The following is a 19,166-nucleotide window of genomic DNA, read 5'->3' on the forward strand; positions in this document are numbered from 1 at the left end:
ATTGTTCGGCGGCAACAGGAGGACCACGATGGCGAAAGCGAGCAAGAAGAAAAGCAAGAAGGCCAAAAAGGCCAAGAAGGTCGTAAGCGCGAAGAAGGCGACGAAGAAGAAGGCGGCCAAGAAGTCCGCAAAGAAGTCAGCAAAGAAATCAGCAAAGAAATCTGCCAAGAAGGCTGCGCCGAAGAAGGCCGCCAAGAAGTCAGCCAAGAAGGCTGCGGCCAAGAAGGCTGTGAAGAAGGCGGCGCCGAAAAAGGCCGCCAAGAAAGCAGCACCGAAGAAGGCGAAGGCAGCTCCCGCGCCGAAGCCGGCGGCTCCTGCGGCTGCGCCGGCACCCGAGCCGGCCGCTGAGACGAGCTGGGCGATGCCTTCGTCTTCTGCGGAACCGACGCCGGCCGAAGGGCAAGGATAGGCCGACAAGGATAGGCTCACGCTTGGGCCAAGGGCCGGGTCTATCCCCCGATCACGATCGACTACAGGAAGGCCGCGGCGTGATGCTGCGGCCTTTTTGCATCGGCGCCACGATGGCCGGGGGCTGCCCGTTCTTGAGTCAGCTGATTCGTGGCGCGCGCGCCACGGCGCCGCGGGTCCACGTAGTATCCCGGATCCCTCTGTGCACTTTGGCGTGAAAATAATGTGATCGAGAAGCAACACTGGCCGACAACCTTTCGTGGAATTGTCAGAACGCCCAAAAAGTCGGCAGATGCTCGTGTTTTTTGCTTCTCGCTTTGCCTCCCTCCATCCAGATTGCCGCAGTTACGAAATTTGCAATCAGGTCGGGTGTCCCGGGGGGCTTCCGGAGCTCGACCGGGGTCCAGAACTGGTGATGGGGATCGAAATGAAAAAAGTGACTTTGTTGGCAACGGCGCTGGCAATGGTGACGGGTTCGGCTTTCGCGGCGGACATGCCCTTGAAGGCTATGAAGGCTCCCCCGGCGCCCGCGTTCGACCCCTGGGATATCGCCTTCGGCGGTGCGGTCATGAACGACTACATCTTCCGCGGTGTGACCCAGTCGAACCACAAGCCGTCGGTCGCGGCCTATTTCGAGCCGCGCTACAACGTCACCAAGGACCTCCAGCTGTACGCCGGCGTGTCCGCTGAGAGCATCTCCTTCGCCAACCGCGCTGCGGCCGAAGTCGACGTCTACGGCGGTATCCGCCCGACCTTCGGAGCCTTCGCTTTCGATATCGGCGTCTGGGGCTACCTGTATCCGGGCGGAAGCTGCGCCGACAACGTGCTCACCGGCGGCGTTCCCGGCGGCGGTGTCTGCCCGGTCAGCACCACGACCATCTTCCTTGCCGACGGCAACGTCATGAAGAAGGACGTCAGCTTCTTCGAAGTCTATGGCAAGGTGAACTACACCATCAACGACAACTGGTCGGTCGGCGTGAACGAGTACTACTCGCCGAACTTCCTGAACTCGGGTGCCTGGGGTGACTACGCGTCGGTGACCGCGAAGTGGATCGCGCCGAGCACGACCTTCGGCGCTTCGGGCCTCGGCATGTACGTGTCGGGTGAGTTCGGCCGCCAGTGGCTCGGCACTTCCGATGCCTTCTACGGCATCCCCGGAACGATCTATGCCAACGGCATTCCCTACAAGAGCTACAACACCTGGAACGTCGGCGTCGGCTTCACCTACAAGGTGTTCACGCTGGATCTGCGTTACTCCGACACCAACCTGAACAAGGGTGATTGCAACGCCTTCACCAGCGCCTTCAACGCCACCGGCACCACCAGCGTGACCGCGATCAACCCGGGCGGCGCCGGCTCCAACTGGTGCGGTGCGGCCGGTATCGCCAAGCTGTCCTTCGACCTGACGGCGATGACCAATCTGAAGTAAGTTTTGTCCCGAGACGACTAAAAAGGGCGGTAGAGCAATCTGCCGCCCTTTTGTTTTGGTGAGGTGCCGCGTGGCCTCCCCTGCGGGACGTGGAGCGAGAGCGTCGGTGCCTCACACTCCGTCACTGCGAGTCACCGGGGCCGCGCGACGCGCGGCCCCGGTGACAGGCTCCGCGAAGTAATCCAGAATCTTTCCGCCGGAGGGGCCCCGATCGTGCCTCAGCGGGCCGCGCTCGGCTCCGGCTCGGCCGGTGCGTCGTCACTGCCCAGCACGTGGATCCTGCCGCTCTCCATCATCGCCACCTTCCTCGTGTGGAAGGCATCGAGCGTCGAGCGGTGGCCGATCGAGACGATGGTGGCCTGCGGCAGCTTGTCCGTCAGCAGCCGGTAGAGCCTGGCCTCGGACGGTTCGTCGAGCGAGGCGGTGGCCTCGTCGAGGAACAGATAGTCCGGCGCATGCAGCAACGCGCGCGCGAGTCCCAGCCGCTGCTGCTCGCCAAGCGACAGCATCCGGTTCCAATGGCCGTCCTCGCCGAGGCGTTCGGCGAGGTCAGGCAGGCCGACGGCGATCACCGCGTCGCGGATTTGGGTTCGCTGGAATCCGCCGGGGGCTGCGGGATAAATCACGGCGTCCCCCAGCGCACCGACCGGGAAATAGGGGCGCTGGGGCAGCATCATCAGCTTCGCCTGCGCGGGGACGACGATGGTGCCGGTGCCGAACGGCCAGATGCCGGCGATGGCGCGAAACAGTGTCGACTTGCCGGAGCCGGACGGACCGGTCACGAGCACGCGTTCCGGCGCCTGGATGGCGAAGCCGTCGGCTGCGACCAGCGGCGTGCCGTTGGGGAGATACACGCAGAGCTTCTCGAGGCCGATATTGCGGCTACCGCCCGACGCCTTGAGCTCGATCGTCGCCTCATGCGCCGGCAGGTTTGCCGCCGTCGCGACCGACATCTCGAAGCCGTCGAGACGGGCGACGATGGCACGCCATTCCGCGATTGATCGATAGGCCGTGACGAAAAAGGACAGCGCATCCTGCACCTGGCCAAAGGCCGAACCGGTCTGCATCATGTCGCCGAGCTGGATGCTTTTGGCAAAATAGGCGGGCGCGACCACGACATAGGGAAAGATCGTTGCAGCCTGACCGTAACTCGCGGTGAAGGCGGTGAGCCGCTTGGTCCGGCTCATGATCGCATACCAGTTGCCGATGACGAAGCCGAAGCGCTGCAGGAGATGACCTCGCTCCGCGCTCTCCCCTCTCAACAGAGCAATTTGCTCGGAATTTTCGCGGACTCGGATCAGGTTGAAGCGGAAGTCGGCCTCGTAGCGCTGCTTCTCGAAATAGAGATTGATGAGCGGCGCGCCGATCCAGTGCGTCAGGGCTGTGCCCAGCAGCGCGTAGGCCAGCGCACACCAGACCAGAAAACCGGGAACGACGATGTCAGTGCCGTAAATGTGCAGGGGCGCCTTGTTCGATAGACCCCAGAGGATGACGATGAACGACGCCAGCGTCACGATCGACGACAGCAGACCGAGGCCGAGCACAAGGGTCTGCTCGACGAAATTCGTGACGTCCTCGGTCAGACGCTGGTCCGGGTTATCGGCGGCGTCGCCCTTCAGCTGCATGCGGTAATGCGTGGGGCCGTCGAGCCATTCGCCGAGATAGTGTTGCGTCAACCATCGCCGCCAGCGGATCTGCAGCCATTGGTTCAGGTAAAGCTTGTAGACGGCCACCGCCACGTAGGTGAAAGCAAGGCCGAGGAAGATCCAAACCTGCATGACGAACTCATTCAGATCGTAGGCCTGGAGCGCACTGTAGAACCGGTTCTGCCACTGATTGAGCAGCACATTGATTGCGACGAGCGCCAGCTCCAGTGCAACGACGATGCCGAGCAGGCCGCGGCCGGCCCATTTGTCCTCCGATCGGAAATAGGGGGCGGCGATTCGCCAGACGGTCGCGAGCGTGGCGCGGATGTTCTTCACAGAGCGGGATCTCCTGCAGGGGCTGTGCGCAAATGCCTCGAGCCAAACCGTTGAGGCAAGGACGGAAATGAGCGCGCTTAGACTAAAGTCGCAAGGGGTGCAATTTGCGTTGGCTTGTCGCAGCTTGCAACCCTAGCATGGCCTCAGCGGCGCGGGGTGGGGGCCCTCGGGATTTCGCGAGCTTGTGAGCGGACGGGAACCGCTGCATTCGCGAGGAATTCGCGTCCAGCTCGGGGGTTATGCTTCAGCGTCAAGCAGGATCGGCTGTCCACGCGGGCCGCCTGCCACACACATGCGTGGGGGAGGAAGACCATGTGGAATCAAATCTACGATCCGCTGCACAGCCCTGTGCTGTCGACGATTGCGGCGGCGGTACCCGTCGTCACGCTGCTCGTGCTGATCGCGAGCGGCCGCGTGAAGGCGCACATCGCAGCGATCATCGCGGTGATCCTGACCAACCTGATCGCGATCTTCATCTTCACCATGCCGGCAAACATGTCGATTCGCGCCTCTGCGCTCGGTGTCGTCGCCGGCTTCTTCCCGATCGGCTGGATCGTGTTGAACGTTATCTTCCTTTATCAGATCACGGTCGCAACCGGTCAATTCGAGTTATTGAAGCGTGCGGTCGGGGGCGTGACGGAGGATCGGCGCTTGCAGCTGTTGCTGATCGCGTTCTCCTTTGGTGCGTTCTTTGAAGGCGCCTCCGGCTTCGGCACGCCGGTTGCCATCACGGGCTCCGTCCTGATCGGGCTTGGCTTCTCGCCGCTCGCGGCTTCCGGTCTGTCGCTGATCGCCAACACGGCGCCGGTTGCTTATGGTGCGCTCGGCACGCCAATCCAGGGCCTTGCTTCCGTCACCGGGCTCGATCCCTACATCCTCGGCGCGATGGTCGGACGGCAATTGCCGTTCTTCTCGCTGATTGTGCCGTTCTGGGTTGTGTGGGCATTCGCGGGCTGGAAGGGCATGAAGGACGTCTGGCCGGCGATCCTCGTCACCGGCGTGTCGTTCGCGGTCCCGCAATACGTGATCTCGAACCACATCAACCCCTGGATCGTCGATATCGGCGCATCGCTGATCTCGATGGGGGCGCTGATCCTGTTCCTGAAGGTGTGGCAACCGAAGCAGCTCTGGCTGTCGCCGGCGCTGCGAGGCAGGGACGAATCGGCCGCGACCATGGCCAAGCCGGCGTCGATGGACAGAACCCCGCTCACGCAACGCGAGCTCTGGACCGCCTTGCTGCCGTGGATCATCGTCTGCGTCGTCATGTTGATCTGGGGCAACGGTGCGTTCAAGACCTGGGCGAACTCGATCTTCACCGTGAACTATCCGGTTCCGGAGCTGCACAACATGATCAACAAGGTCCCGCCGGTGGCGGCGAAGCCGACGCCCGAGGGCGCCGTGTTCGCATTCACCTATCTGTCGTTCACCGGCACGGGCATGCTGATCGCGGCAATCATTTCCGCGGCTTTGGCCGGTTTTTCGCCGGCGAGGATGCTTGTGGAATATGGCCGCACCATCCGGCTGTGCGCGATCTCGCTGATCACGATCTCGGCGATGCTCGCAATCGGCACGTTGACGCGGCTCTCCGGCGTCGACGCGACGCTCGGTCTCGCGTTCGCTGCAACCGGCGTGCTCTATCCCTTCTTCGGCACGCTGCTCGGCTGGTTGGGGGTGGCGTTGACGGGGTCGGATACCGCCTCGAACATTCTGTTCGGCAATCTCCAGAAGATCACCTCCGAGCAGATCGGCCTGTCGCCGGTCCTGATGGCGGCGGCGAACTCCTCGGGCGGCGTGATGGGCAAGATGATCGATGCGCAATCGATCGTGGTCGCCTCCACGGCCACCAATTGGTACGGCCACGAAGGCACGATCCTGCGCTTCGTGTTCTGGCATTCGATCGTGCTGGCCTGCCTCGTCGGTGTGCTAGTGACGTTGCAAGCCTATGTCTATCCGTTCACGGCCCTCGTGCTGAAGTAGCAGGCGCCGCCCGGCCTCGACGCAAATCCCCGCGGGATCGTCCCGCGGGGATTTTTGTGTCTTGAACCGACGAACCTTCTCAAAGGCCTCGTCGTCTTATAGAAGACCCGGCAAATCGGGTCGGTCGAGAGGTCTCATGGTGTCGTTGAAGCAGATGGTGTGTGCCGCGGCCGCGTTGCTTGTGATGTCCGCCGTCGCGCGTGCGGAAGAGGGCTTTCCCTTCGGCGCCGAGATGACGCTGGAGGCAGTGCCGCAGCCGGGCTCGAAGCGCATCCCGAACCTCGAGATCGGTGGCAATGGCGAGGTCGTGCTCGAGCTCTGGTGCAAGGGCGGCAAGGGCCAGTTCTCGGTCGCCGGCAACACCGTGATCTTCGTCCCGGGCCAGATTCAGGATCGTTCCTGTCCGCCGGCAAAGGCCCAGGCTGATGATGATCTCGTCGCAGCGCTTGCCGCCGTCGAGACCTGGAAGCGGCAGGGCGATGTGCTCACGCTGGTCGGCCCGAAGACGCTGCGCTTCCGCGAGAATGGGAATTGACGCGTCAGCGTCATTCCGGGGCGCGCGAAGCGCGAACCCGGAATTTGGGGATTGCTGCGCGAAATTCTCTGGTGCGCGATTGCGCACCAGAGTTCGACGCTGGCGCGTCGTCCCGGAATGACCTCGTCACTTCCAAATCGACTTGTCGGCGTCCCAGCGCTGGCCCTTCAGCTCCTTGGCGAGCGCCTCGATCGAGCCATTGTCGTCGGGCTGGTCGCCTTCCTCGTCGGCAGTCGCCTCATCCGACACGTTGAGCTTTGCACCGCTGCTCTCGTCGGCCGTTGAGGTCGAGGGGCTGCCGATCCAGACCATCAATTTGTCTGATGTCCCCGGCTTGTCGGCGGAGACGAGGCCCGAAACCTCGATCGTATCGGTGAGCTCGAGCGCCGGGAAATCCTGGTTCGGCCGCTTGAACACGAGCTTGAGCTTGCCGGTGGCGGGGTTGAAGCTCTGCGAGACCGGCTTCGCCGCAAGCGTCTTGCTCAGCACGCCGGCGATTGCGCTGGCGAGCTTGTCGCGGTTGATCTTGTCGCCGTCGCGCCAATCGGCGGCGGGGAGGCGGATGGTGCGGTCCATCTCGGCGAGCCCCGCGGTCCAGCCTGCGGCCGTGACGCCCGGCATCGCCTTGAATTTCGCCAGCAACGCGGCCGCGCGCTCCGGATCGACCGACATGTTGATGGTCTGCTCGCCGGCGCGCAGCGCATCGCAGCCCACGGAGAGACTTGCCAGCGTCACCTCGACATCCTGGCCCTTGAGGCTCTTCAGGAAGTCGGTCGCGGCATCGAGCTTGACCTTGACCGCGATTGCCTCCGGCGAGACTTCGGTGAAATCCTTCGGTTGCGGCGTGATGCCGTCGTCGGTGGTCTGGTTGTCCAGGAATTCCTTCTCGCTGAGATCGGCATTGTCAGGCGAGGTCACTTCGGTCACGGCCTGGCCGATGCCGATCTGGCCGCGGAACTCGAAGGTGTCGCCGGTGGGCTTGCGCGTGAGCTTGACGGTGACAGGCGCCTTTGCGCCGAGGCTCGAGGTCGTGCCGGTCAGCGTCTGACCGGAGACCTGGAGATTGACCACGAAGCGGTCCTTGCGGTCGGAGTTCTTGGCGACGGGGTAGCAGACGTCGAGCACGGCCGTGGTGACCGTCTTGCCCTGCCGCGTCTCCTTGAGGATCACGTCGGCATTGCCGTCCATCAGCCCGTCGATCGAGGTGAAATAGCGCGTCTCGGTGCCGCCGGGCGCCGTGGCCTTCGGCGACAGCTTCATTTGGGCTGAGGCGACCTCGGGCGAAGCTGCAAGCAGAGCGGCCAAAAGAGCTGTCGAGCAAACCAGAAGCGGGCGCATTGACGAAATCCTCGAACGAATGGAATCGGGCGCCACCGTAGTGGGTTTTGGCCGCCGGTTGAATCGGAAAGCGCCAGCCATGATCGGCAAAAAAGAAGGCCGCCCGGAGGCGGCCTTCGCAACACTGTCAGGTGAGGACGGGCTTAGAAGCCGCCCATGCCGCCGCCGGCCGGCATGGCAGGCGAAGCTTCCTTCTTCGGCATCTCGGCGACCATCGCCTCGGTGGTCACCAGCAGGCCGGCCACGGAGGAAGCGTCCTGCAGCGCGGTGCGCACCACCTTGGCGGGGTCGATGATGCCCTTCTCGATCATGTCGACATAGTCCTCGGTCTGGGCGTCGAAGCCGAAGGTCTCGGACTTGTTCTCGAGGATCTTGCCGACCACGATCGAGCCCTCGACGCCGGCATTCTCCGAAATCTGGCGGATCGGAGCTTCCAGCGCCTTCAGCACGATGTTGATGCCAGCCTGGACGTCGGCATTGGCGTTGGTGAGACGGCCGACTGCCTTCTTGGCACGCAGCAGCGTGACGCCGCCGCCGGGGACGATGCCTTCCTGCACCGCGGCGCGGGTGGCGTTGAGCGCGTCCTCGACGCGGTCCTTCTTCTCCTTGACCTCGATCTCGGTCGCGCCGCCGACGCGGATCACCGCGACGCCGCCGGCGAGCTTGGCCAGACGCTCCTGGAGCTTCTCACGGTCGTAGTCCGAGGTGGTCTCCTCGATCTGGGCCTTGATCTGGCCGACGCGGGCCTCGATCTCGGGCTTCTTGCCGGCGCCCTTGACGATCGTGGTGTTCTCCTTGTCGATCACCACTTTGCCGGCGCGTCCCAGCATCTTCACCGTGACGTTCTCGAGCTTCATGCCGAGGTCTTCGGAGATCAGCTGGCCTCCGGTGAGGATCGCGAGGTCTTCCAGCATCGCCTTGCGGCGATCACCGAAGCCCGGCGCCTTGACGGCGGCAACCTTGAGGCCGCCACGCAGGCGGTTGACGACCAGGGTCGCCAGCGCCTCGCCCTCGACGTCCTCGGCGATGATGACAAGCGGCTTGCCCGACTGCACCACGGCTTCGAGCACCGGCAGCATGGCCTGCAGGCCGGACAGCTTCTTCTCGTGCAGGAGGATGTAGGCATCCTCGAGCTCGGCGGTCATCTTCTCGGGGTTGGTGACGAAGTAGGGGCTGAGATAGCCGCGGTCGAACTTCATGCCCTCGACGATGTCCACCTCGGTGTCGAGCGACTTGTTCTCCTCGACGGTGATGACGCCCTCGTTGCCGACCTTCTGCATCGCCTGGGCGATCATCTTGCCGATGGCGGCGTCGCCGTTGGCCGAGATGGTGCCGACCTGGGCGACCTCGGAGGAGGCCGCGACCGGCTTGGCGCGCTTCTCGATGTCCTTGACGACGGCGATAACCGCGGTGTCGATGCCGCGCTTGAGGTCCATCGGGTTCATGCCGGCGGCAACCGCCTTGGCGCCTTCGCGCACGATGGCCTGGGCCAGCACGGTCGCGGTGGTGGTGCCGTCGCCGGCGAGGTCGTTGGTCTTGGAGGCGACCTCACGCACCATCTGGGCGCCCATGTTCTCGAACTTGTCCTCGAGCTCGATCTCCTTGGCGACGGTGACGCCGTCCTTGGTGATGCGGGGCGCGCCGAACGACTTCTCGATGACGACGTTACGGCCCTTCGGACCGAGCGTCACCTTGACGGCGTTGGCGAGAATGTCGACGCCGCGCAGCATGCGATCGCGCGCGTCTCCGGAAAACTTGACGTCCTTGGCAGCCATGGTCTGCAATCCCTCGTGTTTCGTGATGTGTCGTGTCTTGTGCTGTGCGGCGGAATGATGGATGCCCGGACCTCATGATCCGGGCATGGCATTCAGCGGCCGTTCAGGCGTCCGGCCTTAGGCCATCACGCCCATGATGTCCGACTCCTTCATGATCAGGAGCTCTTCGTTGTCGATCTTGACCTCGGTGCCCGACCACTTGCCGAACAGCACGCGGTCGCCGACCTTGAGGTCGATCGGGATCAGCTTGCCAGCCTCGTCGCGGCCGCCCGGGCCGACGGCGACGACTTCGCCCTGGGACGGCTTTTCCTTGGCGGTGTCGGGGATGATGATGCCGCCCTTGGTCTTTTCCTCGGCGTCGATACGTTTGACCACGACACGGTCATGCAGCGGACGAAATTTGGACTTAGCCATGACGTTTCCCTTTGGAAGCTCGCTTTTCCGAAAGCAGCGGAAGTGGGTGAGGGCAGCGCTGCCGTCCACCCTCTTTCCGAGGATCGAACGGCGCACTTAGCAATCGGTCTTTCCGAGTGCTAATAGTGCGCAGGGGATATGGCTTGGCTGCGATCCTGTCAAGCAAAGGTGGTTAAGCGATTGGTGAGGCGGATATAGGATGGTGGCACTGGAAACTCGTTCGGGGCGAAGGCGTATATCAAGACGTCATTGCTCTGGCTGCGGTTTTGCGCTTGGCTGCGGGAGGGATGCGGCCATGGTCTTGTTCGGGGGAATGCCATGATCAGTTCAGCTCACGCACGCACGCTTGCCAATCTGGCGGCGGCCTCTTGCCTTGCGCTGCTGCTCGGCGCTTGCGGCGGCGGCATGAGCCTGCCGTCCTTCTCCTCGTCCCAGCCGGCGCCCGAGGCCGAGCCCGGCGTCGCGCCGGAAATGCCGGCCTCGATCCGCGCCGACGAGATCGTCGGCCGCTGGGGCCTCGCCTCGTTCCAGAACCCGGCCGACCGCGCTCGCACCGAGGCGGCTGCACGGGCCCAGTGCAAGAACCCCTACGTGATCGGCGCCGGTTCCTCCGGCGGTGTGATCATGCATCTCGCCGACCAGGCCACGCCGCAGGAACTGCGGCTGAAGGGCTCGCCAGGCGGCAAGAACTATATCGGCCCCTCCGGCCCGACGCCGGGCGAGCAGGACCGCGAGATCGTCTCCTTCGACGGCCGCGTCATGATCACCCGCTTCGTCGACAAGGACGCCGCCACCCGCTACGGCAACATGGTCTACGTCCGCTGCGCACCGAGGGCGTGATGCCTCACTCCCGTCGTTCCGGGGCGATGCGAAGCATCGGCCCCGGAATCTCGAGATTCCGGGTTCGGTCCTGCGGACCGCCTTGGAATGACAAATAGGCGAAAAAAACGAAAAACGCCGGCTTGCGCCGGCGTTTTGCTTGTCTCTCTGCCGCGTCCGCTCAGTCGAACAGCGCGTCGATGTCGTCCTGCGAGGCATGGCCGACGTCGCCAGCGAGCTTCGGTCCGTTCAAAAGCTTGTCGTCCTCGCTGCGGGTGTCGACCTGCGCCGGTGCGTGGGACTTGATCGCGTCGACGCCGCCCCAAATCTCCATCATCGAATTGATGTGCTGCTCGATGAACTTCATCGTGGTCATGACCTTGCTGATGCGCTGGCCGGTCAGGTCCTGGAAGTTGCAGGCTTCGAAGATCGAGATGACGCGTTCCTGGATGTCGTCGGCGAGCCGCTTCTGCTGGTCTGCCGATTGCACCTTGGACATCGCGCTGGCCGCTTGGTCGATCGATTCGGCCGCTTCGAGAATTTGCTGGGTCGCCTGCTCGGTGCCGCCGACCACCGCGCCGAGCTCGCCATTGACCTTGGCCATCTCGCCGCCGTCGAAGCTCTTGCCGTGCAGGGTCGCGATCTCGCGCTTGGTGCGGTCGATGGCATCGTGGATGAGGTCGAGCTCGACCTTCAGCTTCTCGCACTGCTCGATCTGGGCCCGATAGGTATCGAGCATCGTGCGCGCTTCGGAAAGCTCGTGGGCTGTGGAGGCGTCGATCGCGGCCATGGCTGCGCTGCCGGACAAGGGCACGCTGCCTTTCGCCATCTGCGCGCGGATCGCACGCAGCTCTGCCATGATCTCGCTGTGCATCGGGCCTGCCTCTTCAGTTACGTCAAGAATTGGCATCTCGCCGCCGGCGATATCCTCGACACGAAAACGTTTGCGGTGAACAGCCATCAGGATACTCCCCCCACCTCATTCACGCGTCTTTGTAGGCAGAAGCAATTTAACACGAGGTTCACAGCCGGAACTGAGAAACGGCCGCGCGCGACGGCATGCAAACGGGCGATTAACCATGAGGCTCGCGCCTTCACCGAAAATAAACGCTGATCGCCGAATTGGCCCGCTGCTCGCGACGTGGTGAATCGAAACGCCCGATCCGTTTACCAAACGAAACGGAGTTTGCTCTTTATTGACCACGTCGAGGACGCGGGATTCCCCAGCGCGTTCGGCGGCGAATGCAACTAGACGAAACAGTACAGAGTACGTCGATGTTCAAGAAAATGTCTGTCGCGCTGCTCGGCAGCGCTTGCGCCTTCATTGTCGGCGCCGATCGCGCCGCAGCTTTCGACAATACGGTGCCGAACGATCCGCCCGCGGTGCTCTACCAGCCGCGGGGCGTCCCGGCCCCCGTGCGCGTCGCTTCCAATGCCAACATGGGCGGCGGCTTCATCGAGTTCCTGTTCGGCGACGGACCTGGCCGCGGCCCGGCCTATGCGCCGCAGCAGCCGATCTATCAGCAGCAGCCGGCTTATGCCGATCCGCGCCGCCTGCCGCCGATGGGCGAGCCGCAGATGCAGGGCGGATATCAGCAAGGCGCAAGCTACCAGCAGGAGGCGGTCGATCCGCGGCAGCGCCCGTTCGATCCGAAATTCGAGAAGCAACTTGTTGACTATAGCGGCAAGGAAAGTGCCGGCACGATCGTGGTCGATTCCAGCAACAAGTTCCTCTATCTCGTCGAGGGCAACGGCCGGGCGATGCGTTACGGCATCGGCGTCGGACGCGAGGGCTTCACCTGGGCCGGCGTGAAGTCGATCACGGCCAAGCGCGAATGGCCGGATTGGACGCCGCCGGCGGAAATGCTCGCCCGTCGTCCTGATCTGCCCCGGCACATGGAGGGCGGTCCGGAAAATCCGCTCGGCGCGCGCGCGATGTATCTGGGCTCCACACTCTACCGTATCCACGGCTCCAACGAGCCCTGGACCATCGGCACCAACGTCTCCTCCGGCTGCATCCGCATGCGCAACGAGGACGTCATCGACCTCTACGGCCGCGTCAATGTCGGCACCAAGGTCGTCGTGATGTGATCCTCGGATCCTCCAAATGACAACGGCCGCCTTCCGGGCGGCCGTTTTTGCTTGGCGCTGAGAATGGCCTTACGCGTTGTCGCTGCCGCCGTCGTCTCCGCCGCCGAAGTCGCTGTCGTCGGCCATGTCCATATTGTCGTTGTTGTCATAGTTCTGATCGTCATTGTCCCGATCGTTCGACGCCTGGTCGAAGAAGCCCTGACGGGAATCCCGGTTCGATCCGATGTCGTTGAGGCCGGCATCGCGGGCGAGCGAGCTGCCGGACTGGTCGCCAGCCCACGGGCTGCGATCGCCCAGGGCATTGGTGTCGCCGAAAGCCTGATGCGATCCGCCGCCCATCATGCCGCGGATGCTGGAGAGCAGCAGCGAGCCGCCGACCACACCGGCGGCGGCTGCCGCCGCGGTGCCCAGGAACGACCCGCCGCCACCGCCGATCGGTGGGGCGCCGTAGCCCTGACCATAACCCTGGCCTTGCCCGTAAGCCTGACCATAAGGCGGCTGGCCGTAACCCGGCTGGGCCTGCTGCATTGCCTGGCCGCTGTTCCAGACCGGCCGGGAGTCACGCGGAGGCACGTTCGGAACCGAGCCTCGTGATTGGCTCGAGCCGAACAGCGTGTCGCGCATGGTGTCGAGGAAGCCGCCGGATTGCTGCTGCTCGGGCGCATGGGCCGCTTCCAGCTCCTGGATGCGATTATGTGCGCGCTTCAGCGCTTCGTCCTGCAACAGCGTGGTCTGCACCAGCGCATAGACGGCGCCGGGTGCCTTGCGTAAGCCGTCCGAAATCGCGGCGATCGCGTCGGGATCGCGCGGTGCATTTTCCAGTTTCGAAAGCCGGTCGAAAAGCTCGTCGACGAGCTGGCGTTCCTGCGGCGTCATGGTCTGTCTCCCTCGCGCAAAACAAGCGCAAGCGGGATGTAGGGTTCCAATGTGGCCCCAACAGTGGCGGCTGGATTAAATTTCGGTATGCGACAGACTGCCTCGCGCCCTGACTTTCGCCGGTTTCATCCCAATGTCACATGGCTGGCCGCGAGCAGCTGGGCGAAGGCGTCGCTTGCGAGATAGGCATGCTCGCGTTCCCTGACATCGGTCATCGGGTCGAGGCCGGTGAGGACCTCGTCGACGAAGCCGGGATGGCACATCACGAGGCCGCCCTCGGGGAGGCCCTGCAGGAACTGTCGCATCAGCTCGCCGAAATCGGCCGCACGGGTGAAATCATAGGCGCCGGCAAAGGCGGGATTGAACACAAGACCGGCGCGCTTCGCTCGGCGGCGGAATTGCGCGCTGAGAACATCGAGCACCATCGCTTTTGGCGAAGCCAGCCGCTGCGCCAGCGGCAGGTCGCGGCCGCCCTGCCGCACCCAGGCTTTTGGCGCGACGTCGCTGACGGCCTCGACGAAGCCGTCGCGCACCTGCGGAAACAGCTGCACGTGCTGATGCCCGTCGACGAAATCGGGCGGACGGCCGAAGGCTTCCGAAAAGGCCACGAGCTGCGCTCTCACCTCATTGCGGAAGAATTCGCTGTCGAGCCGCCGCATCAATCCGGCGCGCAGCAGTTTTGGAAAGGCCATGAACATGTCGCCGTCGAGCGGACGGAAATGCATGGTGAGCGGCCGGAACGGCGCCGACAGCGTCACATGCAGTCCGATCGCGCAGCGCGGGCTTGCCTTCGCCGCAGCCTGAAGCGCCTCGACCTCGCCGCGCGCGATCGCGGGGCCGACCATCATCACCGAGGTGGCGTTGAGGCGGCCGCGCTCGATCAGGTCGCGGATGGCACGATTGACGCCGGGGCTGATGCCGTAATCGTCGGCGCAGAGCCAGATCCGCCGCAGGCTCGCGGCCGCGCTCATTCAGCCGCCGTCCGCTTCGAGGCGTCGTCGGCCTTGTCGGTCTCGAAACGCTTTTCGCTGTGTTCGGCGACGAAGTAGATCGGACGCGCCTTCAGCTCGGAGAGGATCTTGCCGATATATTCGCCGACGATGCCGATCATGATGAGCTGCACGCCGCCGATCGTCATCAGGCCGACCACGAGCGAGGGATAGCCGGGCACCTGCTTGCCGGTCGTGAAGACCTCCCAGAGGATCGAGAGGCCGAACAGGAAGGCGATGCCGGCGAGGATGACGCCGAGCAGGCTCGCGAAGCGCAGCGGCGCCACCGAGAACGAGGTCAGGCCCTCGATCGACAGGCCGAGCAGGCTTGCGGCGTTGAAGGTGGTGACGCCGTGGACGCGCGCCGCGGGTTCATAATCGACGCGGATCTGGCGGAAGCCGATCCAGCTTGCCAGCCCCTTGAAGAAGCGGTTGCGCTCCGGCAGCTGCCTGAGCGCCGTGACCGCGCGCGGCGAGAGCAGGCGGAAGTCGCCGGCGTCTTCCGGAATCTTCTGGCGGGCGCCCCAGTTGATCAGCGCGTAAAAGCCGTGCACGGCGAACCGGCGCAGGAAGGTCTCGTTGTCGCGATGCGCCTTGGCGGTATAGACGACGTCATAGCCGTCGTCGATCCAGTGCCGCACCAGCTGCTCGATCAGGGCCGGCGGATGCTGACCGTCGCCGTCCATGAACATGACCGCGCCGAGCCGGGCATGGTCGAGGCCGGCCATCAGTGCGGCCTCCTTGCCGAAATTGCGCGATAGCGAGACCACCTGGATGTCGATCGCGTCGGCCGGCAGCGAGCGGGCGATCGACAGCGTCGCATCCTTGCTGCCGTCGTCGACATAGACGACCTCGCAAGACAGGCGATAGCGCTCCCGCAGAGTCTTGGCGAGATCGCAGATCCGCTGGTGCAGGGAGGCCAAGCCTGTGGCCTCGTTGTAGACGGGGACGACAATCGACAACCCCTTCGCAGCGGCATTCGCTGCGGTGGTCGTCAGGGCGGAAACGTCAGAGCCCAGCGTCATCGATCAAGGTTCCAGAGGCGTTCAAGGTCATCCCAACAGCATATGGTAGCTGCCGCTTGCTGTCGCTACGCTGAACGGAGCAGCTCGAGAACTTTGGGCTCACCGCCGCAGGAAGGTCTCGAGCTTGGCGAACAGCGGGTTCTCCCGGTCGAACACGTAGTCGAGCGAGACCACCGAGACGGTCTCGGCGCCATGCTCGCGCAGGAAGCTCGCCAGAGCATAGAGCTGTCCCGGCGGGCAGTGCAGCGTCAGCATGCCCGACGAGGTCGGTCCGCCGAACGGGGCTTCGACGCCGAACCGGCTATGGGCTTCGCCGAGCAGGGCGGCGTCGCACTGCCGGAAGCGGGTCCGCACTTCGCGGTATTTGTTGGCGCGCGCGCGTGCCGCGATGTGATCGAGGATGACACGCGCGGTTTCCATCGCCTGCGGCGACCAGTCGGCGTGCCGCGAGGCGACCAGATTGGCCTGGCTGCGCAGCATCACGCCGTCGTCGAGCACCCGCAAGCCGTTGGCGGCGAGCGTCGCGCCCGTCGTGGTGATGTCGACGATCAGCTCGGCGCTGCCGGCCGCCGGCGCGCCTTCGGTGGCACCGGCGCTCTCGACGATGCGGTAATCGGTGATACCGTGGTTCTGGAAGAAGGTGCGGGTGAGGTTGACGAACTTGGTCGCGACCCGCATCCGCATGTGATGCTGCTCGCGGAAGCCGGTGGTCACGTCGTCGAGATCCGCCATGGTGCGGACGTCGATCCAGGCCTGCGGCACCGCGACCACGACATCGGCATAGCCGAAGCCGAGCCCGTCGATCAGGGACACGTGCTTGTCGGCATCAGCGATGTTCTCGCGCACCAGATCTTCGCCGGTGACGCCGAGATGCGCGAAGCCGCGGGACAGCTGCGAGGCGATCTCGCTCGCCGAGAGATAGGCCACCTCGACATTGTCGAGGCCCGCGATCGTGCCGCGATAGTCGCGCGCGCCGCCGGCCTTCGACAGCTTGAGCCCTGCGCGGGCGAAGAAGCCTTCCGCGTTTTCCTGAAGGCGGCCCTTGGAGGGAACGGCCAGAACGAATGGCGCGCTCATGACTTAAGCTCCCACCTTGCGCCCGATCCGGGTCAGCGCGTCGACCCAAACCGAGAATCCGACCGCCGGAATCGGGGCTGCCGATCCGAGCTGGGTCATCAGCCCATCATAGCGGCCACCGGCGACCAGCGGTTCGGCGCCGTTGCCCCTGTAATGCAGCTCGAATTCGAAGCCGGTGTAATAGTCGAGCCCGCGGCCGAACGCGGTCGAGAAGCGCGTGTTTTTCACGTCGATGCCGCGCGCCGCCATGAAGCCGACCCGGCTCTCGAACTGGTCGATTGCAGCGGCGAGATCCAGCTTCGCATCCGCGGTGAGCGCGCGCAGCTCGGCGACAGCCTCGTCGGGATTGCCGGCGATCGACAGGAAGCGCTTGAGCACGGCGATCGCCTCGCGCGGCAGCGCGCCGCCCTTCAGCGTCGACTGCTCGAGGAAGCGGTCGGCGATCTCGGCCGTGGTGCGGCCGCCGACATTGGTGGTCCCGGCGATCGACATCAGATCGGTGACGAAGGCCAGCGCCGCCTTGCGATCGGAGCCGGCGAGCGCGGCCAGCACGCCCTCATATTCGCTGCGGGTCGCGGTCGCCGCAGCTGCCAGCCGCTCTAGATCCTGCTCCAGGCTGATCTTGCGGTTGAAGTCCTTGACCAGGCGGCGACGCCAGACCGGATAAAGGTCGAGTGCATCGAGCAGCGCGTTGAACAATGCCACGTCGCCGGTCCGGATCTCGACGTCGCGCACGCCGAAAGCGGCGGTCGCCTCCAGTGCCAGCGCCAGGGTCTCGGCATCCGCGGCGGCGCGGTCCTGACGGCCGAATGACTCGATTCCGGCCTGGAGGAATTCGCTGGCCTGACCGCTGCGGTAGCGGAAGACGGGGCCGAGATAGCTGAATCCGGCCGGCTGGCCGGCGCGGCCGGAGGCGAGATAGTCGCGCGCCACCGGGATCGTCAGGTCAGGGCGCAGGCAGAGCTCTTCGCCGGACAGGTCCGTCGTCAAATAGAGGCTCTTGCGGATGTCCTCGCCGGACAGGTCGAGGAACGGCTCGGCCGGTTGCAGGATGGCGGGTTCGGCCCTGACGTAGCCGGCCTGCGCAAACGACAACAGCAGCGTATCCGCCCAGGCGGCAGAGCCGGCAGCATTTGAGGTGGCAGTCGCGGTCATAACAGGGGTCCATCGTCCCGGTGGAACCGGGCAGGGCAAGGGAGGCAGGCGAATTGGCGCAGGCCTTAGCATGGCCGGAAAACGGTTTCGACCTCCAAAGGATCAATCGCTTAACGACTTTGGAGCCGTCCGGACGATCTTGCCCCGGTCCGCCTTAGGACGGCCGAGATTGGCCCAAGCGGCGGCGCGGTCTAGATACCATCCATTGGTGTCAAGGTAATTAAATACCCTAATCCTTTGTGGGGGAGCCGTCGTGCGCCGGCACCTCCCGCTCATTCGATATGGTCGGGGACGTCTCGGCACTCCACAGTTGGTGCTTCGGCTGCGGCAAGTCCCGCGGCGTTTGATGCGGCGTCCTCGGCGAGCCGCTCCGCCAACTCTAGAATTCTCTGCCGCTTGCGCGCGTCGGTGATGCTGAGAAATGCCTTGATGAGTCGCACGTCCTGGCGGATGTCCGATCCAACGTCGTCGTCCATGGCCATTCGTTTCCACTCTGGAACCGCCGGCTGAATGGAGCCGGCATCATCGACATCGCTGAATGCTGTCGTGGACCGCCGTCGATCCACAGTCCGCCGCAAGGCCGATCGCGAAATTTGTCCGGCGGAGCGCCCCGCGCATTTGGAACATCACAATGAGAGATTGAGGGCGCCTGGCAAGTTGTCACATACTCAATTTGGGTATGTCGGATGATACGCTCGCCGCGGCCTTCGTTTACAAGATGAATGTTGGTTTTTCGATTCATGCGCAATGCTTCAGATATCATCCGAACGGTCTCGCGACACACGCTGGCCTATATGCTGTTTTCGATCAGCGAGATGTTCCGGAACTACGACGAATTCGATCCGATGGACCTTCTGATCGTTCATGCGATTCTCAATGCGAACGTCATCAACGTGATGAACGATCCGTCGTTGGACGAGAAGTTTTCCAGTATTCACACGGTCGAGCCGGATACGATCAAGCAGGGCGTGTCCCGCGCGGCACTCTCCCGCTTCCTCAGTCTGCCGCTCGAGACGGTTCGCCGTCGCGTGGCGGGATTGAAGCGACGGAAGATTCTCGCCGAAACCAAGGCCGGGCTGATCGTGACCGAGCAGAACGCATTCAGGTTCGGCAACAATCACGAACTGCAGAAGACCAACATGCTGCTGCTCACGAAGCTGCTTCGCGATCTCAAGCGCGCGGGCATCAACGGGCCGGATGATCTACGAGCTCCCGAGAGCGCTGCATCGATCAGGAAGGCGACGTAAGCGGCAGGACCATGGATCAAATCCCTCTC

18 protein-coding genes are annotated in these 19,166 nt (G+C 64.1%); 7 read left to right on the forward strand and 11 right to left on the reverse strand.

Features of this window, described 5'->3' with window-relative positions:
• Positions 1-28: 28 nt before the first annotated feature.
• Both JQ587_RS29505 and JQ587_RS29510 read left to right on the forward strand, forming a co-directional pair.
• Positions 29-409, forward strand: coding sequence for a histone (locus JQ587_RS29505; RefSeq protein WP_249154583.1), 381 nt, complete (start codon positions 29-31; stop codon positions 407-409).
• A 426-nt stretch (positions 410-835) separates the two neighbouring features.
• Complete coding sequence (locus JQ587_RS29510) at positions 836-1,837, forward strand: TorF family putative porin (protein WP_212297144.1); 1,002 nt, start codon at positions 836-838, stop codon at positions 1,835-1,837.
• Between the two features lie 218 nt (positions 1,838-2,055).
• Here the strand turns inward: JQ587_RS29510 and JQ587_RS29515 are convergent, their stop codons facing one another.
• Positions 2,056-3,819, reverse strand: a complete 1,764-nt coding sequence (locus JQ587_RS29515; RefSeq protein WP_212427684.1) for an ABC transporter ATP-binding protein/permease — start codon at positions 3,817-3,819, stop codon at positions 2,056-2,058.
• Between the two features lie 312 nt (positions 3,820-4,131).
• Between JQ587_RS29515 and JQ587_RS29520 the strand changes: the two genes are divergently transcribed.
• Complete coding sequence (locus tag JQ587_RS29520; RefSeq protein WP_212297142.1) at positions 4,132-5,796, forward strand: L-lactate permease; 1,665 nt, start codon at positions 4,132-4,134, stop codon at positions 5,794-5,796.
• 136 nt (positions 5,797-5,932) lie between these two features.
• Positions 5,933-6,331, forward strand: a complete 399-nt coding sequence (locus JQ587_RS29525) for an META domain-containing protein (RefSeq protein ID WP_212427685.1) — start codon at positions 5,933-5,935, stop codon at positions 6,329-6,331.
• Positions 6,332-6,457: 126 nt separating this feature from the next.
• On the opposite strand, the gene JQ587_RS29530 is transcribed toward JQ587_RS29525, so the two are convergent.
• From JQ587_RS29530 to JQ587_RS29540, 3 genes are all read right to left on the reverse strand, one after another.
• The gene (locus JQ587_RS29530) at positions 6,458-7,669 is read right to left on the reverse strand and encodes a hypothetical protein (RefSeq protein WP_212427686.1); all 1,212 of its coding nucleotides are present in this window, start codon (positions 7,667-7,669) and stop codon (positions 6,458-6,460) included.
• Positions 7,670-7,812: 143 nt separating this feature from the next.
• Positions 7,813-9,444 (reverse strand): chaperonin GroEL, encoded by a 1,632-nt coding sequence (gene groL / locus JQ587_RS29535; RefSeq protein WP_212297139.1) that lies wholly within the window; start codon positions 9,442-9,444, stop codon positions 7,813-7,815.
• Positions 9,445-9,561: 117 nt separating this feature from the next.
• On the reverse strand, positions 9,562-9,858 hold the full coding sequence (locus JQ587_RS29540) for a co-chaperone GroES (protein WP_014491914.1): 297 nt from the start codon (positions 9,856-9,858) through the stop codon (positions 9,562-9,564).
• 318 nt (positions 9,859-10,176) lie between these two features.
• Between JQ587_RS29540 and JQ587_RS29545 the strand changes: the two genes are divergently transcribed.
• Positions 10,177-10,698, forward strand: a complete 522-nt coding sequence (locus JQ587_RS29545) for a hypothetical protein (protein WP_212297138.1) — start codon at positions 10,177-10,179, stop codon at positions 10,696-10,698.
• Between the two features lie 160 nt (positions 10,699-10,858).
• Here JQ587_RS29545 and JQ587_RS29550 read toward each other — a convergent pair whose 3' ends face one another.
• Positions 10,859-11,638 carry a protein phosphatase CheZ gene (locus JQ587_RS29550; RefSeq protein WP_212297137.1) on the reverse strand — a complete coding sequence of 260 codons (780 nt, stop codon included), beginning with the start codon at positions 11,636-11,638 and terminating at the stop codon, positions 10,859-10,861.
• A gap of 314 nt (positions 11,639-11,952) precedes the next feature.
• Here JQ587_RS29550 and JQ587_RS29555 point away from each other — a divergent pair, with 314 nt between their 5' ends.
• The gene (locus tag JQ587_RS29555) at positions 11,953-12,768 is read left to right on the forward strand and encodes a L,D-transpeptidase (protein WP_212297136.1); all 816 of its coding nucleotides are present in this window, start codon (positions 11,953-11,955) and stop codon (positions 12,766-12,768) included.
• Between the two features lie 69 nt (positions 12,769-12,837).
• Here the strand turns inward: JQ587_RS29555 and JQ587_RS29560 are convergent, their stop codons facing one another.
• The 6 genes from JQ587_RS29560 to JQ587_RS29585 form a co-directional block, all read right to left on the reverse strand.
• Positions 12,838-13,644 (reverse strand): DUF2076 domain-containing protein, encoded by an 807-nt coding sequence (locus JQ587_RS29560; RefSeq protein WP_212427687.1) that lies wholly within the window; start codon positions 13,642-13,644, stop codon positions 12,838-12,840.
• Positions 13,645-13,769: 125 nt separating this feature from the next.
• Positions 13,770-14,615 carry a ChbG/HpnK family deacetylase gene (locus JQ587_RS29565; RefSeq protein ID WP_212427688.1) on the reverse strand — a complete coding sequence of 282 codons (846 nt, stop codon included), beginning with the start codon at positions 14,613-14,615 and terminating at the stop codon, positions 13,770-13,772.
• Positions 14,612-15,658 (reverse strand): glycosyltransferase family 2 protein, encoded by a 1,047-nt coding sequence (locus JQ587_RS29570; RefSeq protein ID WP_212297133.1) that lies wholly within the window; start codon positions 15,656-15,658, stop codon positions 14,612-14,614. The genes JQ587_RS29565 and JQ587_RS29570 overlap by 4 nt, the downstream gene beginning before the upstream one ends.
• A 99-nt stretch (positions 15,659-15,757) precedes the next feature.
• Positions 15,758-16,735, reverse strand: a complete 978-nt coding sequence (hisG, locus tag JQ587_RS29575) for an ATP phosphoribosyltransferase (protein ID WP_212297132.1) — start codon at positions 16,733-16,735, stop codon at positions 15,758-15,760.
• Positions 16,736-16,738: 3 nt separating this feature from the next.
• Positions 16,739-17,890 (reverse strand): ATP phosphoribosyltransferase regulatory subunit, encoded by a 1,152-nt coding sequence (locus JQ587_RS29580; protein ID WP_212297131.1) that lies wholly within the window; start codon positions 17,888-17,890, stop codon positions 16,739-16,741.
• 272 nt (positions 17,891-18,162) lie between these two features.
• Positions 18,163-18,366, reverse strand: a complete 204-nt coding sequence (locus JQ587_RS29585) for a hypothetical protein (RefSeq protein ID WP_249154584.1) — start codon at positions 18,364-18,366, stop codon at positions 18,163-18,165.
• A gap of 264 nt (positions 18,367-18,630) precedes the next feature.
• On the opposite strand from JQ587_RS29585, the gene JQ587_RS29590 reads away from it, so the two are divergent.
• Positions 18,631-19,137 (forward strand): hypothetical protein, encoded by a 507-nt coding sequence (locus JQ587_RS29590; RefSeq protein WP_212427690.1) that lies wholly within the window; start codon positions 18,631-18,633, stop codon positions 19,135-19,137.
• The last annotated feature ends 29 nt before the right edge of the window (positions 19,138-19,166 follow it).

It is taken from the genome of Bradyrhizobium manausense (assembly GCF_018130615.1).
Lineage (GTDB): Bacteria > Pseudomonadota > Alphaproteobacteria > Rhizobiales > Xanthobacteraceae > Bradyrhizobium > Bradyrhizobium manausense_A.